This window comes from Microcoleus sp. Pol11C3, assembly GCF_036701485.1.
In the GTDB taxonomy this organism is placed as follows: domain Bacteria; phylum Cyanobacteriota; class Cyanobacteriia; order Cyanobacteriales; family Microcoleaceae; genus Microcoleus.
This window is the reverse complement of record NZ_JAUBQW010000074.1, coordinates 15,047-31,115: the sequence shown is the minus strand read 5'-3', so window position 1 is coordinate 31,115 and position 16,069 is coordinate 15,047. Positions and strand designations below refer to the sequence as shown.

Annotated in this window: 17 protein-coding genes; 12 read left to right on the top strand and 5 right to left on the bottom strand. The window is 45.7% G+C overall.

Features of this window, described 5'->3' with window-relative positions; translation table 11 throughout:
- Nucleotides 1–364: 364 nt before the first annotated feature.
- The 5 genes from QUA40_RS17365 to QUA40_RS17345 all read left to right on the top strand — a co-directional run bounded on the left by QUA40_RS17365 (nt 365) and on the right by QUA40_RS17345 (nt 3,651).
- The gene (locus tag QUA40_RS17365) at nt 365–955 is read left to right on the top strand and encodes a sigma-70 family RNA polymerase sigma factor (RefSeq protein WP_333127954.1); all 591 of its coding nucleotides are present in this window, start codon (nt 365–367) and stop codon (nt 953–955) included.
- Nucleotides 952–1,401 carry a hypothetical protein gene (locus QUA40_RS17360; protein ID WP_333127952.1) on the top strand — a complete coding sequence of 150 codons (450 nt, stop codon included), beginning with the start codon at nt 952–954 and terminating at the stop codon, nt 1,399–1,401. The genes QUA40_RS17365 and QUA40_RS17360 overlap by 4 nt, the downstream gene beginning before the upstream one ends.
- A 19-nt stretch (nt 1,402–1,420) precedes the next feature.
- Nucleotides 1,421–1,906: a Spy/CpxP family protein refolding chaperone gene (locus QUA40_RS17355; protein WP_333127950.1), complete on the top strand. Its 486-nt coding sequence runs from the start codon at nt 1,421–1,423 to the stop codon at nt 1,904–1,906.
- A 312-nt stretch (nt 1,907–2,218) separates the two neighbouring features.
- Nucleotides 2,219–2,911: a YqiA/YcfP family alpha/beta fold hydrolase gene (locus QUA40_RS17350; protein ID WP_333127948.1), complete on the top strand. Its 693-nt coding sequence runs from the start codon at nt 2,219–2,221 to the stop codon at nt 2,909–2,911.
- Nucleotides 2,912–2,943: 32 nt separating this feature from the next.
- Entirely contained in the window at nt 2,944–3,651 is a 708-nt protein-coding gene (locus tag QUA40_RS17345) for an ROK family protein (protein ID WP_333127946.1), read from the top strand.
- A gap of 150 nt (nt 3,652–3,801) precedes the next feature.
- On the opposite strand, the gene QUA40_RS17340 is transcribed toward QUA40_RS17345, so the two are convergent.
- Nucleotides 3,802–4,086 (bottom strand): WGxxGxxG family protein, encoded by a 285-nt coding sequence (locus QUA40_RS17340; RefSeq protein WP_333127944.1) that lies wholly within the window; start codon nt 4,084–4,086, stop codon nt 3,802–3,804.
- 183 nt (nt 4,087–4,269) lie between these two features.
- On the opposite strand from QUA40_RS17340, the gene QUA40_RS17335 reads away from it, so the two are divergent.
- Genes QUA40_RS17335 through QUA40_RS17325 form a run of 3 tightly spaced genes read left to right on the top strand, consistent with a single transcriptional unit; the run spans nt 4,270 to nt 7,346 of the window.
- Nucleotides 4,270–5,457 carry a histidinol-phosphate transaminase gene (locus tag QUA40_RS17335; RefSeq protein WP_333127943.1) on the top strand — a complete coding sequence of 396 codons (1,188 nt, stop codon included), beginning with the start codon at nt 4,270–4,272 and terminating at the stop codon, nt 5,455–5,457.
- 36 nt (nt 5,458–5,493) lie between these two features.
- Nucleotides 5,494–6,684 (top strand): DNA cytosine methyltransferase, encoded by a 1,191-nt coding sequence (locus QUA40_RS17330; RefSeq protein ID WP_333127941.1) that lies wholly within the window; start codon nt 5,494–5,496, stop codon nt 6,682–6,684.
- Between the two features lie 38 nt (nt 6,685–6,722).
- Nucleotides 6,723–7,346: an Eco29kI family restriction endonuclease gene (locus QUA40_RS17325; protein WP_333127939.1), complete on the top strand. Its 624-nt coding sequence runs from the start codon at nt 6,723–6,725 to the stop codon at nt 7,344–7,346.
- Between the two features lie 56 nt (nt 7,347–7,402).
- Here the strand turns inward: QUA40_RS17325 and QUA40_RS17320 are convergent, their stop codons facing one another.
- Nucleotides 7,403–7,981, bottom strand: coding sequence for a hypothetical protein (locus QUA40_RS17320; RefSeq protein WP_333127937.1), 579 nt, complete (start codon nt 7,979–7,981; stop codon nt 7,403–7,405).
- A gap of 58 nt (nt 7,982–8,039) precedes the next feature.
- Here QUA40_RS17320 and QUA40_RS17315 point away from each other — a divergent pair, with 58 nt between their 5' ends.
- Nucleotides 8,040–8,465: a DUF2358 domain-containing protein gene (locus tag QUA40_RS17315; RefSeq protein ID WP_333127956.1), complete on the top strand. Its 426-nt coding sequence runs from the start codon at nt 8,040–8,042 to the stop codon at nt 8,463–8,465.
- Between the two features lie 166 nt (nt 8,466–8,631).
- Entirely contained in the window at nt 8,632–9,048 is a 417-nt protein-coding gene (locus QUA40_RS17310) for a fasciclin domain-containing protein (protein WP_333127935.1), read from the top strand.
- 193 nt (nt 9,049–9,241) lie between these two features.
- Here the strand turns inward: QUA40_RS17310 and QUA40_RS17305 are convergent, their stop codons facing one another.
- The gene (locus tag QUA40_RS17305; protein WP_333127933.1) at nt 9,242–10,708 is read right to left on the bottom strand and encodes a glycoside hydrolase family 13 protein; all 1,467 of its coding nucleotides are present in this window, start codon (nt 10,706–10,708) and stop codon (nt 9,242–9,244) included.
- A 388-nt stretch (nt 10,709–11,096) separates the two neighbouring features.
- A complete protein-coding gene (locus QUA40_RS17300; protein WP_333127931.1) occupies nt 11,097–11,234 on the bottom strand; it encodes a hypothetical protein in 138 nt (45 codons plus the stop codon).
- Between the two features lie 362 nt (nt 11,235–11,596).
- On the opposite strand from QUA40_RS17300, the gene QUA40_RS17295 reads away from it, so the two are divergent.
- Together QUA40_RS17295 and QUA40_RS17290 are read left to right on the top strand one after the other, a co-directional pair.
- Nucleotides 11,597–12,070, top strand: a complete 474-nt coding sequence (locus QUA40_RS17295; protein ID WP_333127929.1) for a hypothetical protein — start codon at nt 11,597–11,599, stop codon at nt 12,068–12,070.
- 15 nt (nt 12,071–12,085) lie between these two features.
- Complete coding sequence (locus QUA40_RS17290; protein ID WP_333127927.1) at nt 12,086–12,361, top strand: hypothetical protein; 276 nt, start codon at nt 12,086–12,088, stop codon at nt 12,359–12,361.
- Nucleotides 12,362–12,719: 358 nt separating this feature from the next.
- Here the strand turns inward: QUA40_RS17290 and QUA40_RS17285 are convergent, their stop codons facing one another.
- Complete coding sequence (locus QUA40_RS17285) at nt 12,720–15,950, bottom strand: DUF4347 domain-containing protein (protein ID WP_333127925.1); 3,231 nt, start codon at nt 15,948–15,950, stop codon at nt 12,720–12,722.
- Between the last annotated feature and the right edge of the window lie 119 nt (nt 15,951–16,069).

Here is a 16,069-nt window from a genome sequence, read left to right as displayed (position 1 = left end):
GGGATCTTAAAATCCCAAAAGCCTTTTGACCCAAACTTTTTATCCACAACCCCTTGACAGGTCAATACAGTATCTACCCGCTAAGCAAATTTTTACTGGTTTTACTTGTTACTAGGCGCTTAGCGAAAGTAACGCTTCTGGGGCGAGTCAGAGCGTCCATTTTCTCAACCAAGGCTCGGACTCTGGATCTGGGTTTCCAGGCTTTACACCTCGGAACCCGTTAATTACAGGAAAAATCAGGACACGCCAGTGCCGTTTCCCTACCTACCGCCTCGTCGAAAAAAATTTTAAATCCTTTGAACCTTTTTTGCGATCGTCCTGTCTAAACCCTTCAGATAACGAACTGGTGAGGGAGACTTCACAGGTGTTAGGTGTGCCAGCCAATGTTTTAATCGATGACTGTTCCGACTCGGACTTAGTTGCTCAATGTTTAAAGGGCGATCGCACTTGCTTTCGCTACCTTTACAAACGCTACCAACACAAAGTCAGGTCAACCCTTTACCAACTCTGCGGCCCGTCACTTATTGACGATTTAGCACAAGAAGTATTCCTGCGAGTCTGGAAAGGATTGCCCAAACTCAAGCACCAGGAAAACTTTTCTACTTGGCTTTATCGAATCACTTGGAATGTGGCTTCCGACCAAAGACAAGCATTCGCTAAACAGCATTCTTTTGACTCCCAACTCAAAAATCAAGAAACAATGGATCGGGTTATTCTCAAAGATAACACATCGGACTTGATGCAGTTGCACTATCAAGATTTAGTGCAGCGGGGACTGGAGCAATTGAGCTTTGAACACCGCAGCGTTTTGGTGCTGCACGACTTAGAAGACATCCCGCAAAAAGAAGTAGCCCAAATTTTGGGACTGCCTGCGGGAACCGTCAAATCTCGCGTGTTTTATGCCAGAAATGCTGTGCGGCAATTTTTGCAAAAAGAAGGTGTCAGCGAGCTATGAATAACCCCAGGAGCGACCAAGAGTTAGTTAATTTTTTGAAGCAACATCGCCCAAATATTCCTGAAGCTGCACCAGATTTAGAGCTAAAAATTTTAGCAGCAATAGAAAGTAATCAGGCGAGCCTTGTTAATGAACCCCACCGCAAAAAAACGCGATTAAGTGTCTCAGCTAAGTCGGATTACAGGTTAAAAATCTCCTCGGTTTCTAAGTGGGCTGTATCCTCTGCCATTGCTGCTGGTCTGCTAGTTCTTTGGTCTGCTGGCTACCGTCCGTTTGAGACTGCACAATTGCCAGATAAGGAAACAGCTCAATTAGAAGCATTTTTAGTTACTAACTGGGAGGGTGTTCTCCATGATTCTCCCCAAGAAAGTATGACCGATCGCTCACAAACAGACTGGTTGACTGTCAGCCCGGGTGCTGACAGTCAACCGCCAACAAATAAGTAATATCAAAGAGGCAATTTTCATGTCAATTCGTCGTATATCTGCCCTAGCCGTTTTAATGCTGACTCTCGGTAGCACAGCCACAGCAATAGCAGTTCCTAATCCCCTAGAACCGGAAACAATTGCACAAAATCAGCGTCCCAATCGACCCGCTGGCAAGGAAGGTGGGATGTTCGAGAAACTGAATTTAAGCGCAGACCAAAAGCAGCAAATGCAGGCAGTTCGCGATCGGTACAAAGACCAAGTTTCCCAACGGATGCAAGCAGTCCGCCAAGCCAGACAAGAATTGGAAACGATGATGTCCGGCACGGCAAATGCTAGCGAAATACGCGAAAAACACCGTCAAATAATAGGATTGAGGCAGCAGTTGGAAGAGGTGCAATTTGAAAGTACGCTCGCAATGCGAGAAGTGCTCACGTCCGAACAGCGCAGCCAATTAGCTCAAATGATGCAGCAGCGCCGACAAACTGCTAAAAACCGGATGCAAAACGGTCAAAAACCGCAGTAGTCAAAAACCGCAGTAATTGACGAGTAGTTTTGAGTGAATCGCAGGGTGCGTAGCGCACTCTGCGATTCATTGTAAGCAGGTATAAATCAATAAATGCAGGCAGGGAGAAACGCTGCTTTTCTGTCATCTATGCAAGGGTTTTATATCTTCGGGAAAGTAGTCTCAAGGCGCAGCAATTTCACGTCTATTCGATTGCTTTATCTCTTCGGAAAATCAGTATATATTTTCATCTACTTAGCGGTTGGATTTTTTTATTTAATAACTCATATTAAGTTAGAATAATTAGTTGGGAAGTCTCATGAAAATTTTTGGATGAATTTACAGAAGGATTCGACTTACATTTATTTACACGGATTTGCTTCAAGTCCCGATTCAGCTAAGGCTAAATATTTCCGAGAGGGCTTTTCTTACCTAGGAATTGACCTAAAAACTCCCGATCTGAATCAAAACGATTTTTCCGGCCTCACTCTCACCCGCCAATTAACCCAAATAGAAACAGAATTTTTGCTAACCCAATCCTCCCAATCTCCCACAGAAAATATAAAAAATCTAGGGGAAGTTACAATAATTGGGTCTAGTTTTGGGGGACTGACAGCGGCTTGGTTGGCCCAGCGACAATTGTCAGTAAAGCAAATAGTTTTGTTAGCACCGGCTTTTCAATTTATCTCCCACTGGCTACCACTGTTGGGACAGCAACAGTTAGAAAAGTGGCAGTCTGAGAAATATCTGCCCGTTTACCACTACGGCGAACAACGTTATCTGCCGCTGAATTATCAGTTTGTGGCAGATATGGCTCAATACCCTGAAGAAAAATTAATGCGCTCAGTCCCTACGTTAATTCTTCACGGCAAGCATGATACAATAATACCGATTCAAGCTAGCAGAGATTTTGCCGCTAACCGTCCCTGGGTGCAATTAATTGAATTAGAAGATGATCATTCTTTGGGAAATGTCCTAGCGGAAATGTGGGAAGCGATTCAAAAGTTTTGCCAATTCAAAAATTAAAATTTGACCAACTTGCAAGTCTTAACACTCAAATGACTCAACAAGATCGATCGACTCGCACCTTAGCCGTTGACATTGGCGGAAGTGGCATCAAAGTTATGGTTTTGGACGATGAAGGCGAACCCCAAACGGAACGCAGCCGTTTAGAAACGCCTCAACCGCCGAAACCTGAACCCGTACTAGAGGCGATCGCGTCTTTAGCCAGCGGACAAGGGGAATTTGACCGAGTATCCGTCGGTTTTCCCGGTGTCGTGCGTCTAGGCGTCATCAAAACCGCAGTGAATTTAGATCCGTCTTGGATAGATTTTGACCTAGAAACTACCCTCAAAGATCGCTTGGGAAAACCTGTGCGAGTGGCTAACGATGCCGATATTCAAGGATTGGGAGCAATTGCTGGGACGGGGGTAGAATTAGTAATTACCCTTGGCACCGGTTTTGGTTCTGCCTTATTTGTCGATGGTATCTTGGTGCCAAATCTAGAATTAGGACATCACCCGTTTCGCAAAGGGGAAACTTACGAACAGCAATTAGGGAGATCGGCATTAGATACAGTCGGTTCCAAAAGATGGAATCGCCGTCTGGAAAAAGCGCTCACATCTGTGCAAAATCTCTTTAACTGCGATCGGATTTACATCGGCGGCGGCAATACTAAAAAGATTGTTTTTGATTTACCCCCCCAGGTTAAAATAGTACCGAATGTCAGCGGTTTATTGGGCGGGATTGCTTTGTGGCGCGATTGAATAAAGTTTGTGGCCAAAATGCCCCTTACTATCAAAGAAACCGGGTTTTTTGTCAGGATTAAAGGTAATAATCCAGTTGTTTCGTAAAAAACCCGGTTTCTGGAGCCAGGAAAGTTGACGTGGTTTTTGGCTTGTGCGATGTTTAAAAATTTATTCGCCCATCGGATCGCGGTAGCGTTTAGGTTCATCCTTGCGAAACAGATTCGCCAAACCGAGGATGCCCAACAAACCCAAAGCACCCCAATGATTGTTGTCGTTTTTGCTTTCTTGAAAGGGAGTTCTGTCTAGTACAACTCCATTAGAATTAGTATTGTTCTGGGCGGGAGCTGAGTTAGTTTGAGCTGAGGCAGGCATAGCTGAAGGGAGAACAGCCAAACTCAAAGCTATGAGGGTAGCAGCGGTATTTTTAGATATATCGGAATGCTTGACTTTCATACTCGGTCTCCAAATATCAGCAGTTACTTTATCAAAATAATCAATTTGCCCCAGCCGACGCATCAATCGATCGACAGAAACTAAATCCCCCCTCTCCTCTTGCTTTCGAGATAGAAGAAGCTCTATGCTAAGTTCAGATGCTTGTAAGCTGATTATCTAAAATAAAAAGTCGTAAATTATACCATGCTTCCCTTTATCAGAAAAGATTTAGCCGAACTTAGCGCATACACTCCCCATCAGGGCGGCGCGTCAGGAGAACCAGCGCACTCGGAAAGTGCGATCGATCGCCTCGATACCAACGAATGCCCCTACGACTTGCCCGAGGAATTAAAAAAAAAGCTAGCTTGGACTTACCAGCAGTTAATTGAGACAAATCGCTATCCCGACGGAGGCCACGCAGCGCTCAAAGAGGCGATCGCCCAATATGTCAATGAATCAATCACAATCCCCCGGCTAGGGGGGGTTGCACTGCAAAAAACCGCCATTACAGCCGACAATATTTCTGTGGGCAACGGTTCCGACGAACTAATTCGATCGCTCTTAATAGCTACTTGTTTAGGTGGGCAAGGCTCTATTTTGGTAGCGAATCCCACCTTTTCGATGTATGGAATAATCGCCCAAACCCTCGGCATTCCCGTGGTGAGTGTTGAGCGGAAAGAGGAGAATTTTGAAATCGATATCGAGGCGGCTAAAAGGGCGATCCTCTCCGAGGGCTGCGCTAACGCCCAAAATCAAAATCCCCCCGTGCGCGTCGTCTTTGTCGTTCATCCCAATTCCCCCACCGCCAATGCTTTGACACTAGATGAAATAGAATGGCTGGAAAATTTGCCTTCAGAAATATTAGTAGTAATTGACGAAGCCTATTTTGAATTCAGCCAAAATACTTTAGCAGACCAATTGCACCATCACCCGAATTGGATAATTTTACGCACATTTTCCAAAGCATTTCGATTAGCGTCAATGAGAGTCGGATATGCGATCGCCCATCCCGAACTCACCGCCACCTTAGAAAAAATTCGTCTCCCCTACAACCTTCCCAATTTCTCGCAAACAGCAGCGGAGTTAGCCCTAGCGCAGCGGCAGTTATTGTTAGCAACCATTCCCGAAACTCTATCAGAAAGAGCCAAATTAATTGCAGCGCTAACTCAGCATCAAAAATTGCAAGTTTGGCCGAGTGTGGCTAACTTCGTTTACCTGCGGGTGAAAGCGGGCGATCTTAATTTAGCAGAAACTCAACACAAACAAATCATGCAGCAGCTCAAAGAGCGAGGTACTTTAATTCGGCATACTGGGGGAGGTTTGCGAATTACGGTGGGCAGTCCCGAGGAAAATCAGCGAACAGTCGATCGAATCGCAGCGATTTTAGATTAAAATTAATATCCACCGTTGCTCAATACAATGCTAATAATGAACTCTGTAGAACTCTTCAGCGGAGCAGGAGGCTTAGCAATAGGCGTATCAAAAGCAGGCTTTTGTCACAAAGCAGTTATCGAGCTGGACAAAAATGCCTGCGAGACAATTCGAGAAAATCAGCGGCGGGGTGTAAAAGCGATCGCCAACTGGTCTGTTTTTGAAACAGATATCGCTAAATTCGATTTTACATCGCTAGAACTCAAAGAGGGGGTAGACCTCCTAACTGGAGGGCCGCCGTGTCAGCCTTTTTCTGTAGGAGGAAAACACTGCGGGAGTGAGGACGATCGAAATATGTTTCCGCACTTTTTTCGGGCCGTGCGAGAGCTCAAACCCAAGGCATTTGTTATCGAAAATGTTAAAGGTTTATTGCGTTCCTCCTTCACTAAATATTTTGAGTATATTGTCCTACAACTCACTTATCCAGAAGTTGTACAAAGACTGGATGAGGATTGGCCCCATCACCTGTCCCGGTTAGAACAGCATCATACCGCCGGTCGCGGTGACGGACTATCATACCGTGTAGTGTTTCGCTTACTCAACGCGGCAGACTACGGCATTCCCCAAAAGCGCGAAAGGGTTTTTATTGTAGGTTTTCGCTCTGATTTAGGATTAGAGTGGTCTTTTCCTGAACCGACTTGTTCTCAGGAAGCCTTGCATTGGGAGCAATGGGTGACTGGCAATTATTGGGAGCGCAATCAAATCTCTAAAAGCGATCGTCCAGACATACCTAGCAAGCTTTCCTCGCGCATATTCAATCTTCAGTTCAACTTGTTTCCACCTCAAAAACAGCCTTGGCGCACTGTACGGGATGCCATTTCGGACTTACCACAACAAGGCAATAAAGAAAGCCAAAACAGCGTACTAAATCACATTTTTATACCCGGAGCCCGAAAGTATCCAGGCCATACGGGCAGCTTGTTAGATGAACCAGCTAAAACTTTAAAAGCAGGAGTTCACGGGGTTCCTGGAGGAGAAAATATGTTAGTTGATCCCACGGGACAGGTGCGTTACTTTACGCTTCGCGAAGCTGCTAGACTGCAAACTTTCCCTGACGAATACTTCTTTCCTCACAGTTGGACAGAAACTATGAAGCAGTTGGGGAATGCTGTCCCAGTCGCTTTGGCAGAGGTTATTGCCTCTAGCATTAAAGCGCGGCTGGAGACAGTTAGAACAGCGAGAGTTTAGTCAATCAATTTGAGATTTTAGATTTGAGAATTTACTCCATGCTCGAAGTATTTAGAGTCCCGCCAGATTTACAAGAAAACTTAATCGCTTTCTGTGGCAGGCAAAATTGTTACAATCTTCAGGAACTCGCTCGCTTCAGGAACGATTTGAGCGAATATTGCGGAGCATATTTGCTGTACTACCAGGGCGACTTCTCAATGTATAACCTAATTAAACAGGCAAACTTGAATAAGTGCTGTTTGCCAATCTATGTAGGCAAAGCAGCTCCGGGAGGTCGTCGGACGGGGCGTACAACTATTGGCAACACTCTTTACGGACGCTTGTTAGAGCATAGAAAATCTATCGAAGCTGTAGACAATCTCAAAATAGAGGATTTTGCCTTCAAAGTCGCGCCGATGGAAATCGATTTAGTTTCATGGGGAGAAGCAGTGTTGATCCGTCACTTCAGCCCTGTTTGGAATAGAGAAATCTCGGGATTCGGGATACATGACCCTGGCAGTGGGCGAGCAGGGCAAAAACGTTCTGTATGGGATAGATTGCACCTGGGTCGCACTTTTGCCACCAAGCTTCCTGTAGGGAATACTCCGCTCGATATTGATGCTTTGTCGGTTAGTATAACACAGCATTGTCAGCGGATGAGAGAAGAGTTAGGGTGTCCTTAATTCTGATTCGATAGTTTGCAGCCACAGGCTAGAATTAGGAAATAGATCAAATATTTTCATCCTAGATCATTTCCTTGTCGCGCCGCGCGAATGGTTTGGGGAAATACGCCTACTAAAAGTGCCAAAGCTTCATCGGGAATTTGTGCCACCGTTTCCGGATCCAAATATTGTTCAAACTGAGTTAAAACCATTTGTGCGCGTTCCAAAGCTGCCGGCTTTGCCGTTAACTGTTCCATTAACCGCACCCACTGCCGCCGAATTCCAAAAGCTTTCTGTATTTCTTCGGCAGAGTGAGGGCAAACCAAACAAAAATCACCCACGGGAATCGCCTGCTGAGAGTCAACATCAAAAGCGCCCCCAACGGCAGCCCCAGGCCCGGCAAACTCCGCGTGGAAGCGTTTAATCAAAATTAGGCCGTTCCGGCGACGGCTATCTACCATCAACAGCTTGCCGCTGTTGATTTCTGCGAGAATTTCAGAGGAGTGGGGGTGTTCTGTCAAATCTGTGCCAAGGTTTCGATGTCGCAAGTCCGGGTCAGCAGAAAGGCCAGCGGGGACAATATAATTAGAGGTAAGATTAGAGCTGGATGAAGTATCAATTTTTTGCTCATCCCGCTGCCGATCGAGATTATTCATTTAAAGTTATAAATTAATACTGTCACAAGGTGGTAGTTTGAGCGCGATCGAATATCAAATGCAGGTAGAACAAGCAGTAGACACCATGAAAGCGGATCTCCCGACGCTTTTTGAAAAAGACATCTCCTACGACATCTACACAAAAGATGTTTATTTTCAAGACCCTGTTAACAAATTTAAAGGAAAAATCAACTATCGCATTATCTTTTGGACTCTGCGATTTCACGGGCAGCTATTCTTTAACGAGATTTACTTCGACCTGCACGACGTAAGTCAGACGGCCCATGATACTATTGTGGCAAATTGGACTGTCCGCGGGACACTGCGGGTTCCCTGGAAAGCTCGGATTTTTTTTAACGGCTACTCTACTTATAAACTGGATAAAGAGGGCTTAATTTACGAACATATCGACACCTGGGACAGAGAGCCCGGAGAGATTTTAAAGCAGTTTTTTCGCAAGGGGGAGGAGGCGACCCAAGTATAAGTCAAAAAGGTCGATCGGGCCGAGCCATCAGGGCCGGCAACCCAAATAACTTACTAATGAGTAAAATAATCATCATCCCTCCGATTCATTTTCTGCTATTTGTAAATTGCTAAAATGATTGTCGCCTCTGATTCATTTTCTGCTATTTGCACTCCTGAAAAACATCATGGCTGATATTGTCGAGACTGCCACCAATGCCGGCTCTTTCAAAACACTCGTAACTGTTATTGAAGCGGCTGGTTTGTTAGATTTATTGCAAAGTCCTGGTCCCTACACCGTCTTAGCACCAACTGATGAGGCATTTGCCAAAATTCCTACAAACACTATTGCCTCTTGGCTGGAAGACATACCCAAGCTCCAGAAAATTCTGACCTATCACATTCTGTTTGGTGAGGTACTAACGGAGAACTTACTTGAGTTAAGTTCTGCTGAAACAGTGGAAGGTTCTGTGGTGGGAATTGATACTTCTGACGGCATTAAAGTGAATGATGCTAAAGTTCTCACTGCCGATATTCTTGCCGACAATGGCGTCATTCATATCATTGATTCGGTGCTACTACCAGCAATGGTTGCAGCAGAATAAAACTTTGATTTTCGCTGATAAATTTCGGGTGCGCCTAGCGCACCTGATGCCTATAATAAATTCTAATAAATTTAGAATAGGCGGGGCAAATCACCAATAAATGTAGGCGCGCACCTTACTGCTATAAATGTAGGCGCGCACCTTACTGCTATAAATGTAGGCGTACAGGCAGCAGATTACCCTACATTTTAAACTAATTATCCGAACCTAAAATCAAGCCAGAGCGTGCCGGCAGCATCAATTCTAACTGCCGAGTTTCCCCTTCACCTTTCCAAACCAACTCGCCTTTACCGAACAGCAATTTATCGTGAGGAGATTTCAACTTAGCTGGCTCAAAGCTAATATTAGCTGCTTCGGTCGCGACATTGACAGCAACAACTATTTCCTCATCCCCCAAAATCCGGGCAAAAACGTAAACCGTTCCCTCCGCAAACAGAATTTGGTAAGCTCCTGTGCGGAGGGCAGCGTATTTGTGTCGCAAAGCTATCAACTGCTTGTGGTAATCTAAAACATCCAGTTCCCAGTAAGCTTCTAAGGGAAAACTGCGGCGGGAATCGGGATCGAGAGCACCGGGCAAACCAACTTCATCGCCGTAGTAAATGCTGGGAGCTCCCGGAAAAGTTAACAGCAGCAAAGTAGCGAGTTCGACGCTAGGTTTATCGCCCCCAGCAATTGACAGCAACCTAGCTGTATCGTGACTGGCCAACAAATTGAGTTGAGTTAGCTGTATCGGCCACGGGTATAGTTCCAAAACGTGCTGGATTTTGTCGCCGTACTCTTTAGCAAAAAGCGCGGGATAGGGATGGTAAGAACGACCTTCAATTTGAGCTAAATCAACTCTGTCCCCCGCTGCAAAAGCAATCGTCGGCGCAGCAAAAAGATAATTCATCACCCCGTCAAATTGAGTGCCATCGAGCCATTCTCTCGCATCTTCCCAAACTTCTCCAACAATGTAAGCTTCGGGATTAATGGCTTTAACTCGATCGCGAAATTCCTGCCAAAATCCCGGGGTTTTAATTTCAAAAGGAACGTCCAGCCGCCAGCCGTCAATGCCGAATTTAATCCAATATTCGGCGATTTCCATGATGTATTCTCGCACTTCTGGATTTTCGTGATTGAATACAGGAAGTGCTCGATTCCCGTCCCAACCGGCATAATTAGCAGGAAAATTGCCGTCGTAGGCCGATAGCGGCCAGCCTTCAACTTTAAACCAATCTACCCAAGGAGAATGGGGGCCGTTTTCGAGGATGTCGTGAAAGAAGAAAAAGCCGCGGCTGGCGTGGTTGAATACGCCGTCGAGGACAACTTTGATATTGCGATCGTGAGCTGCGTCTAGAAGCTCTTTAAAAGCCGGATTGCCACCCAACATCGGATCAACTTGATAGTAGTCGTGGGTATGGTAGCGGTGATTGCTGGCCGACTGAAATATCGGGGTGAAGTAAATTGCGTTAATGCCTATGTCTTGCAAGTAATCTAGTTGTTCCATAACGCCCCACAAGTCCCCGCCTTTGTAGCCTTGCAGGGTGGGGATTTCGTGCCATTCTTCCCACATGAAGTTTTGCAGCAGGCGTTTGCGGGGCTGTTTGCTTTTGGCGAAGCGATCGGGAAATATTTGGTAGAATACGGCGTGTTTAACCCAGTCCGGCGTTTGAATTTGCATACACTTTTTCTAGCTTTTACGGCTTAGGCTACAGTAGCAGAGGTTTCGAGGGGATCTAACTTTTGGTAGAGAATAGACATTTTATCCCTTTTTGTCGATCGACAAATTGTAAAATATTACACAAATTTGCAGTCAATCTAAGATTGAAAACTGACTCTACCTAGAAATTTATCGTCCCGGCGGGCGGCGCTTCCTGATTGCTGTGGAGTCGGACAAACTCAGATAACAGGGACGCTAGCAAAAAGAATGAGCTCAAACCCAAGCCCCAAGCGCGCTTGGGGCGTGATACGGCGCGATCAACCTGCCTTGAAAAAGAACAACAGCGCCATGAGCCCGATCGAGAAATTGCGAAAACGGGGAATTTACCCAACAATACTCCGGACAGTTTTTAAGCAGCTAGAGTACCATAAGACAAGACTGAGGGGAGGTTAGGATGATTTAAAATCAAGTTTGGGTCTAAATCTAACTTGCTAATAAATGTATAAAGTAGATGCCAGTTGAGTTCTCGGCGTTTATAAGAAGCCATTGAAAACACGAAAGGATTGGCAGATGAGTGACGATTATAGGCGTCATACTTGGCTAAATTTAAGGCGATTAGACTGGCATTAAAATGAAAATCAAGCCGTTGGCTATTCAGAGATTGACAATCGGACAAACCAGTAAATTGTTTAGCATCACGAAAAATGAATTCAATTTGAAAACGAGATTGATAATACTAAAGAGCGGCTGATGTTGTTACCCTGCTTTATGTTCTAAGTACCATTGAAGCTCCCCTGCTTTGGTGTGAAGTGCTTATCCATGCTTACGGACTCACTCGCCAAACTTTGGTAGTTAGCGCTATCACGCCCGCGATCGAGGAATCAGGAGGGCTTTGCTTATAACGATGGCATGATTACGCGGTGGGGTACGTTTGAGAAGTGTTACTCGCACACCGAACTCAAACACTTAATTGAAGATACTTTAGGCGTACCCGCCCCCTACCTCGCACACAATACCTACACCGTTTCCCACAACTCTCAAGCTCTGCCTCTGATTCTCCACAACAGCGATCGCCATTACTTAGAAAAGTGCCGTTCTCTACTTCATTCCCAGCAGCAGGAATTAGAGAGGGCTTGGATTCCCCCGGCTGATGCGATTATTGAAAAGCATTCCTCCATCCAGAAAGGTAAGTGCTATTACTATTTTAGGTTGAAGTCGCGTTCTCGCTCTCTCCCCAACGGTAAGTTAACCATGCACTTGGGAACTACTCAAAGTGAATGCTACCTCGATGCTGTAGAGGCGATGGAACGGAGAGACTTACTCCCCATCAACGAACGGAGGTTGATTCGGATTGAAGCTATACTTAATGGGATGAGCGAATGAGTGCAGAAGGCAGCCGTGACTAAAGTTATTTCGATGAAAGATTGGGTACCGGGTTGGGTGAGGGATTCTTACCTGACTGAAGATGAAATTGCTACCTTTGAGGAAGAGTTCTGCCAATCTCAATTAAGGCAAGAAAATGTCGATAGTGTTTCGGATGATAATAATCAAACGCGGTTGGTCGGGGAAGCTGTGAGCAAGTTGGAAACTCTAGACCGAGCTAGTTTGCAAAAATGGCTGCACCGCATTCCTGCTGAATTATTAGTGGAATTAGTAGAGAAACCAAAAAACTAAGAAAAATAAACAAAATGGCTTACGCCTTGTTGATCTCCCTGGAGATTCAGGTTCTAAATTGTTGTAGCCCTAGACTAATTCATAAATCCAACCACGACTATAACCTGTCAGTGCTATTACGAATGCGGTACTTTTTCCGCTCGCTAACAGCCAAATAATCTGTTAATGATGAGCCTGGGGGGTTATTCTAGCTTGACAGAGACGAGCTTGGAGCTTCGTCGGGACTCAGAGGAGGTGCAATCGTAATTCGTTTTGGCATTCTTTATTTGATGGGAGTGGTGTTCCTCGTGATTATATTATGGTTAATCGACCGGACATGATATTAGTAGAGCAAGGATTCCTCGCCCTACTAACAGCTTTAAAGCAGAGTAATTGCAGTCGATGCCGGAGTGCCGATCGAACCTGGACCAAAGCCCAAATTCACCACCCCACCAGTCAAACCAGGAAGATTGTTAATAGTCAAACTAACGCTAGTTTGACCGGCATTAAAGTTCACCGTGCCTCCCGAAGGATTCACAGCAAATGGACTAATGTTGTAGTCTACGTTGTTCACAGGTTGAGCACCACTAGGAGCAACAATCAAAAAGTCGATTGAAGCCGGAACCGAAGTATTGCCAGTCCGATTAATCGTCAACTTTCCAGAACCACCATCAGCAATAGGATCGGGAGACGAACCGTAAAAGAAGAAAGTCGGAGGCACAGCATTAGTATCCATAGACCCCGTGAGACTGTCAAATGGCGTCGGCGTCGGCGTCACATTAGAAATCCCTTGATATTCAATCTTTCGCACTAGGTAGTCAGAACCATCGTTTTTGAAGGAGGTGGTCACGTAGGCAGCGGTGGGGCTATCGTAGGCTTTTGTGGAGAACCGCAGTTCGTCAAAAGTAGCGCCACCCAGAGGGTTTGCATCTATCTTGAATTGGAAACTGCCATCGGTGCGATCGCCAATGAAAGTCACTCCATCTGAAGACACAGTAATGGGTTTTGGAGCGATCGGAGCGTTGAGGCGAGCAATCGTAAAATTGGTAGCTGGTACCCGAACCCCATTATTAAATATTTGCAGAAAACCAACTTCATTACCTTGATCGCCCAAACCTGGACTTGTTTTGGGGCTCAATCCACTGAGGTCGATCGTTGTGCTAGTGATGTCTTGGTTATCTGCCCATTTCACCTTCAGCGCCTGAGATTGATTGGTGTTGGGGTTATGGTTGATTTCCGCCCGAATTTTCTTGGCGTCGGTGAACCAACCATCATAAGAGGATGGAACACCAATACCACCGATACTGCCGTAGCTCAACCAGCTTTTAGGGTTTTCGTTGGTTGCTAAGGTGAGGTTGCTGATGACTGTAGGGTTAAGGTAGTCAGTTTCAAACCCATCAAAAGCTATCCCAGACAGTTGGATGCCTTGATTCTGGGCGGCAGTAGGCCATTGTGTAATTAGGTCATTGATGCTGCTGTAATTATTGGTTTGACCCAAAGAACCAGTAAGAGTCGGCGTGACTGTAGGGTTAAATTCATAAGCGCCAATATCAACGATCGCACTTCCATTATTATCACCATCTTGAGGGCGGCTCACACCGCGCTGATCCGCAGCCGGCGCGCCCACACCAGTACCGGTATCAATAGCAGGACTTCCTGCTAGCAGCGGCAGCACGAAAGCGCCGTTAATATTTTGCAAAGGGCCGAGTTTCGGGTCTGCGATTGTCACATTTGCCGTAACATTACTATCATTAGGATCTCCCGTCGTCAGTTTAGCGGGAAATTGAAGATTGTTTCCCCCATCGATTAGCTCCCGTCCAGTGTGCTGCCTAGTTTTAAAAGAGTTACTTGCCGTATTCCTATCAAAAATCGAATTTTTGACAGTAATTGGCGATTTCACAGGATCGTTAAAAGTAGCAATAGCTCCCGAAAATTCAGCAGTATTCTTAGCAAAAGTCGAATTGACGATGTTAGTCGAAAAGAAATCTCTGTTACCGACAAGCATTGCTCCGCCCTGCTTAGCAGCGCTGTTGCCGGAAAATGTACTGTTGACAATGCTGATGTTTCCATTCCCTCCCGACCACACACCGCCACCACTATCTTCAGCTTGGTTATTAGCAAAAGTGCAGTTTGTTACAGTAAAATCCGCATTTCCCTGACGAATGGCGCCTCCTAAACCTCCAACTCCTGCGGCATCCTTAACAGTTTTATTGTTAATAAAAGTGCTATTTTCCAAAACTATCTTATCTTGAAAATAGCCAAATAAAAATCCCGCTCCTCCTTCTCTAGCTCCGATATTGCCATCAAAAACGCTGTTGCGGATAGCAATAGTTCCGGCAATGGGCCCGGGGGTTGCATTCGGTCCCGAAGCATTAGCGCCATCGACGTAAACTGCGCCGCCAACGCCTTTATCTGTCACGTTGCCAGTGAATTTAGAATTTTCGATCGTCATGCTGCCCAGCAGGTTATTAACAGCACCGCCGTAGCTGCCTTTGTTGTTGGTAAATTCGCTATCTCTGATAGTCAGAACACCGCCGCTTTTAGTGGCGATCGCCCCGCCACCGCGTTCGGTATTATCTGCTAGCGAACCGTCATTGCCGCTAAACTTGCTGTTAATTACAGTCGTCGTGCTGCGGAAACCCGTGTAAATGCCACCACCAAAACCGGCAACATTATTATTGACTTGGCAATTTTCTAAAGTTAAAGTGCTGCTACCTCCTGTTTGAATACCACCACCGGCGCTAGTTGTCTGATTATTCGGATCAGTACCAGAAACTTTGCCGTTGGCAACAATCAGGTTTTTTAGAGTAATATTGGTTGAACCTTCAGTGAGGATAACCCGCGAAGCATTGTTGCCGCTGATGGTTAAATTGGCTGCACCAACTGCATCAATTGTCAAGTTTTTGCTGAGGACAAGTTGGCCGGAAGTGAGAGTAATTGTTTGGCTGGCAAGAGTGGAGGCAAATTGAATGGTATCGCCGGCCGCTGCGGAGGCGATCGCACTTCTCAATGAACCGGGTCCGCTATCATTACTGTTAGTAACGGTAATAGTTGCTAAAGCTCCTTGGTAATCCGCCATTGCCTCTGGAGTCAAGGCTAGCGGTGCTTCAATATCACCCTTGGTAAACTCTAAATTCCAGTTACCACCACGGCCCGTGCGATCGCTAGATGCCGCAATATCAGCCCCGGTTAATTGACTGAAGCGATCGACGAAATTAGCACCTGTACCCGCGGCTACATCGCAGCCGTACAGCATGATGTCTGCTTGTGGGGCTAGTGAAGTTTGCCACTTTTCCAACTGGCTTTTGTATTGCTCTATGTTATGTGAACCCAGAGCAGTATTGCCAAGTTGTAGGCTACCAGAATTGCCATGAGAAATAATGTGAACCGAGTCAATAGCCCCGTTAGTAGAGGCGTATTGTTCAATTTCAGAGCTAATTTGTTCGATGCCGTTTTTGGTGCGATCGAGTATTACTACCTGCTGTCCCGGCAACACTCCCGCTACAATTGCCTCGTAATCTTCCACGCCGGAGTCAATGAAGACTAAGGAGCGCAGTGGCTGTTTTTCAAAAGCAGATTGTGAGTTAACTTGAGCGAATATAGAATTCATATTGGAGACTCCATTAAGGGCATTATTGGTAGATGCACCCGGAGTTATCTCATCCAACTTATTTGATAACTATGCGCTTTTGGCAATTCATTTCTGTATGGAGCGAGGTAATCTGAACT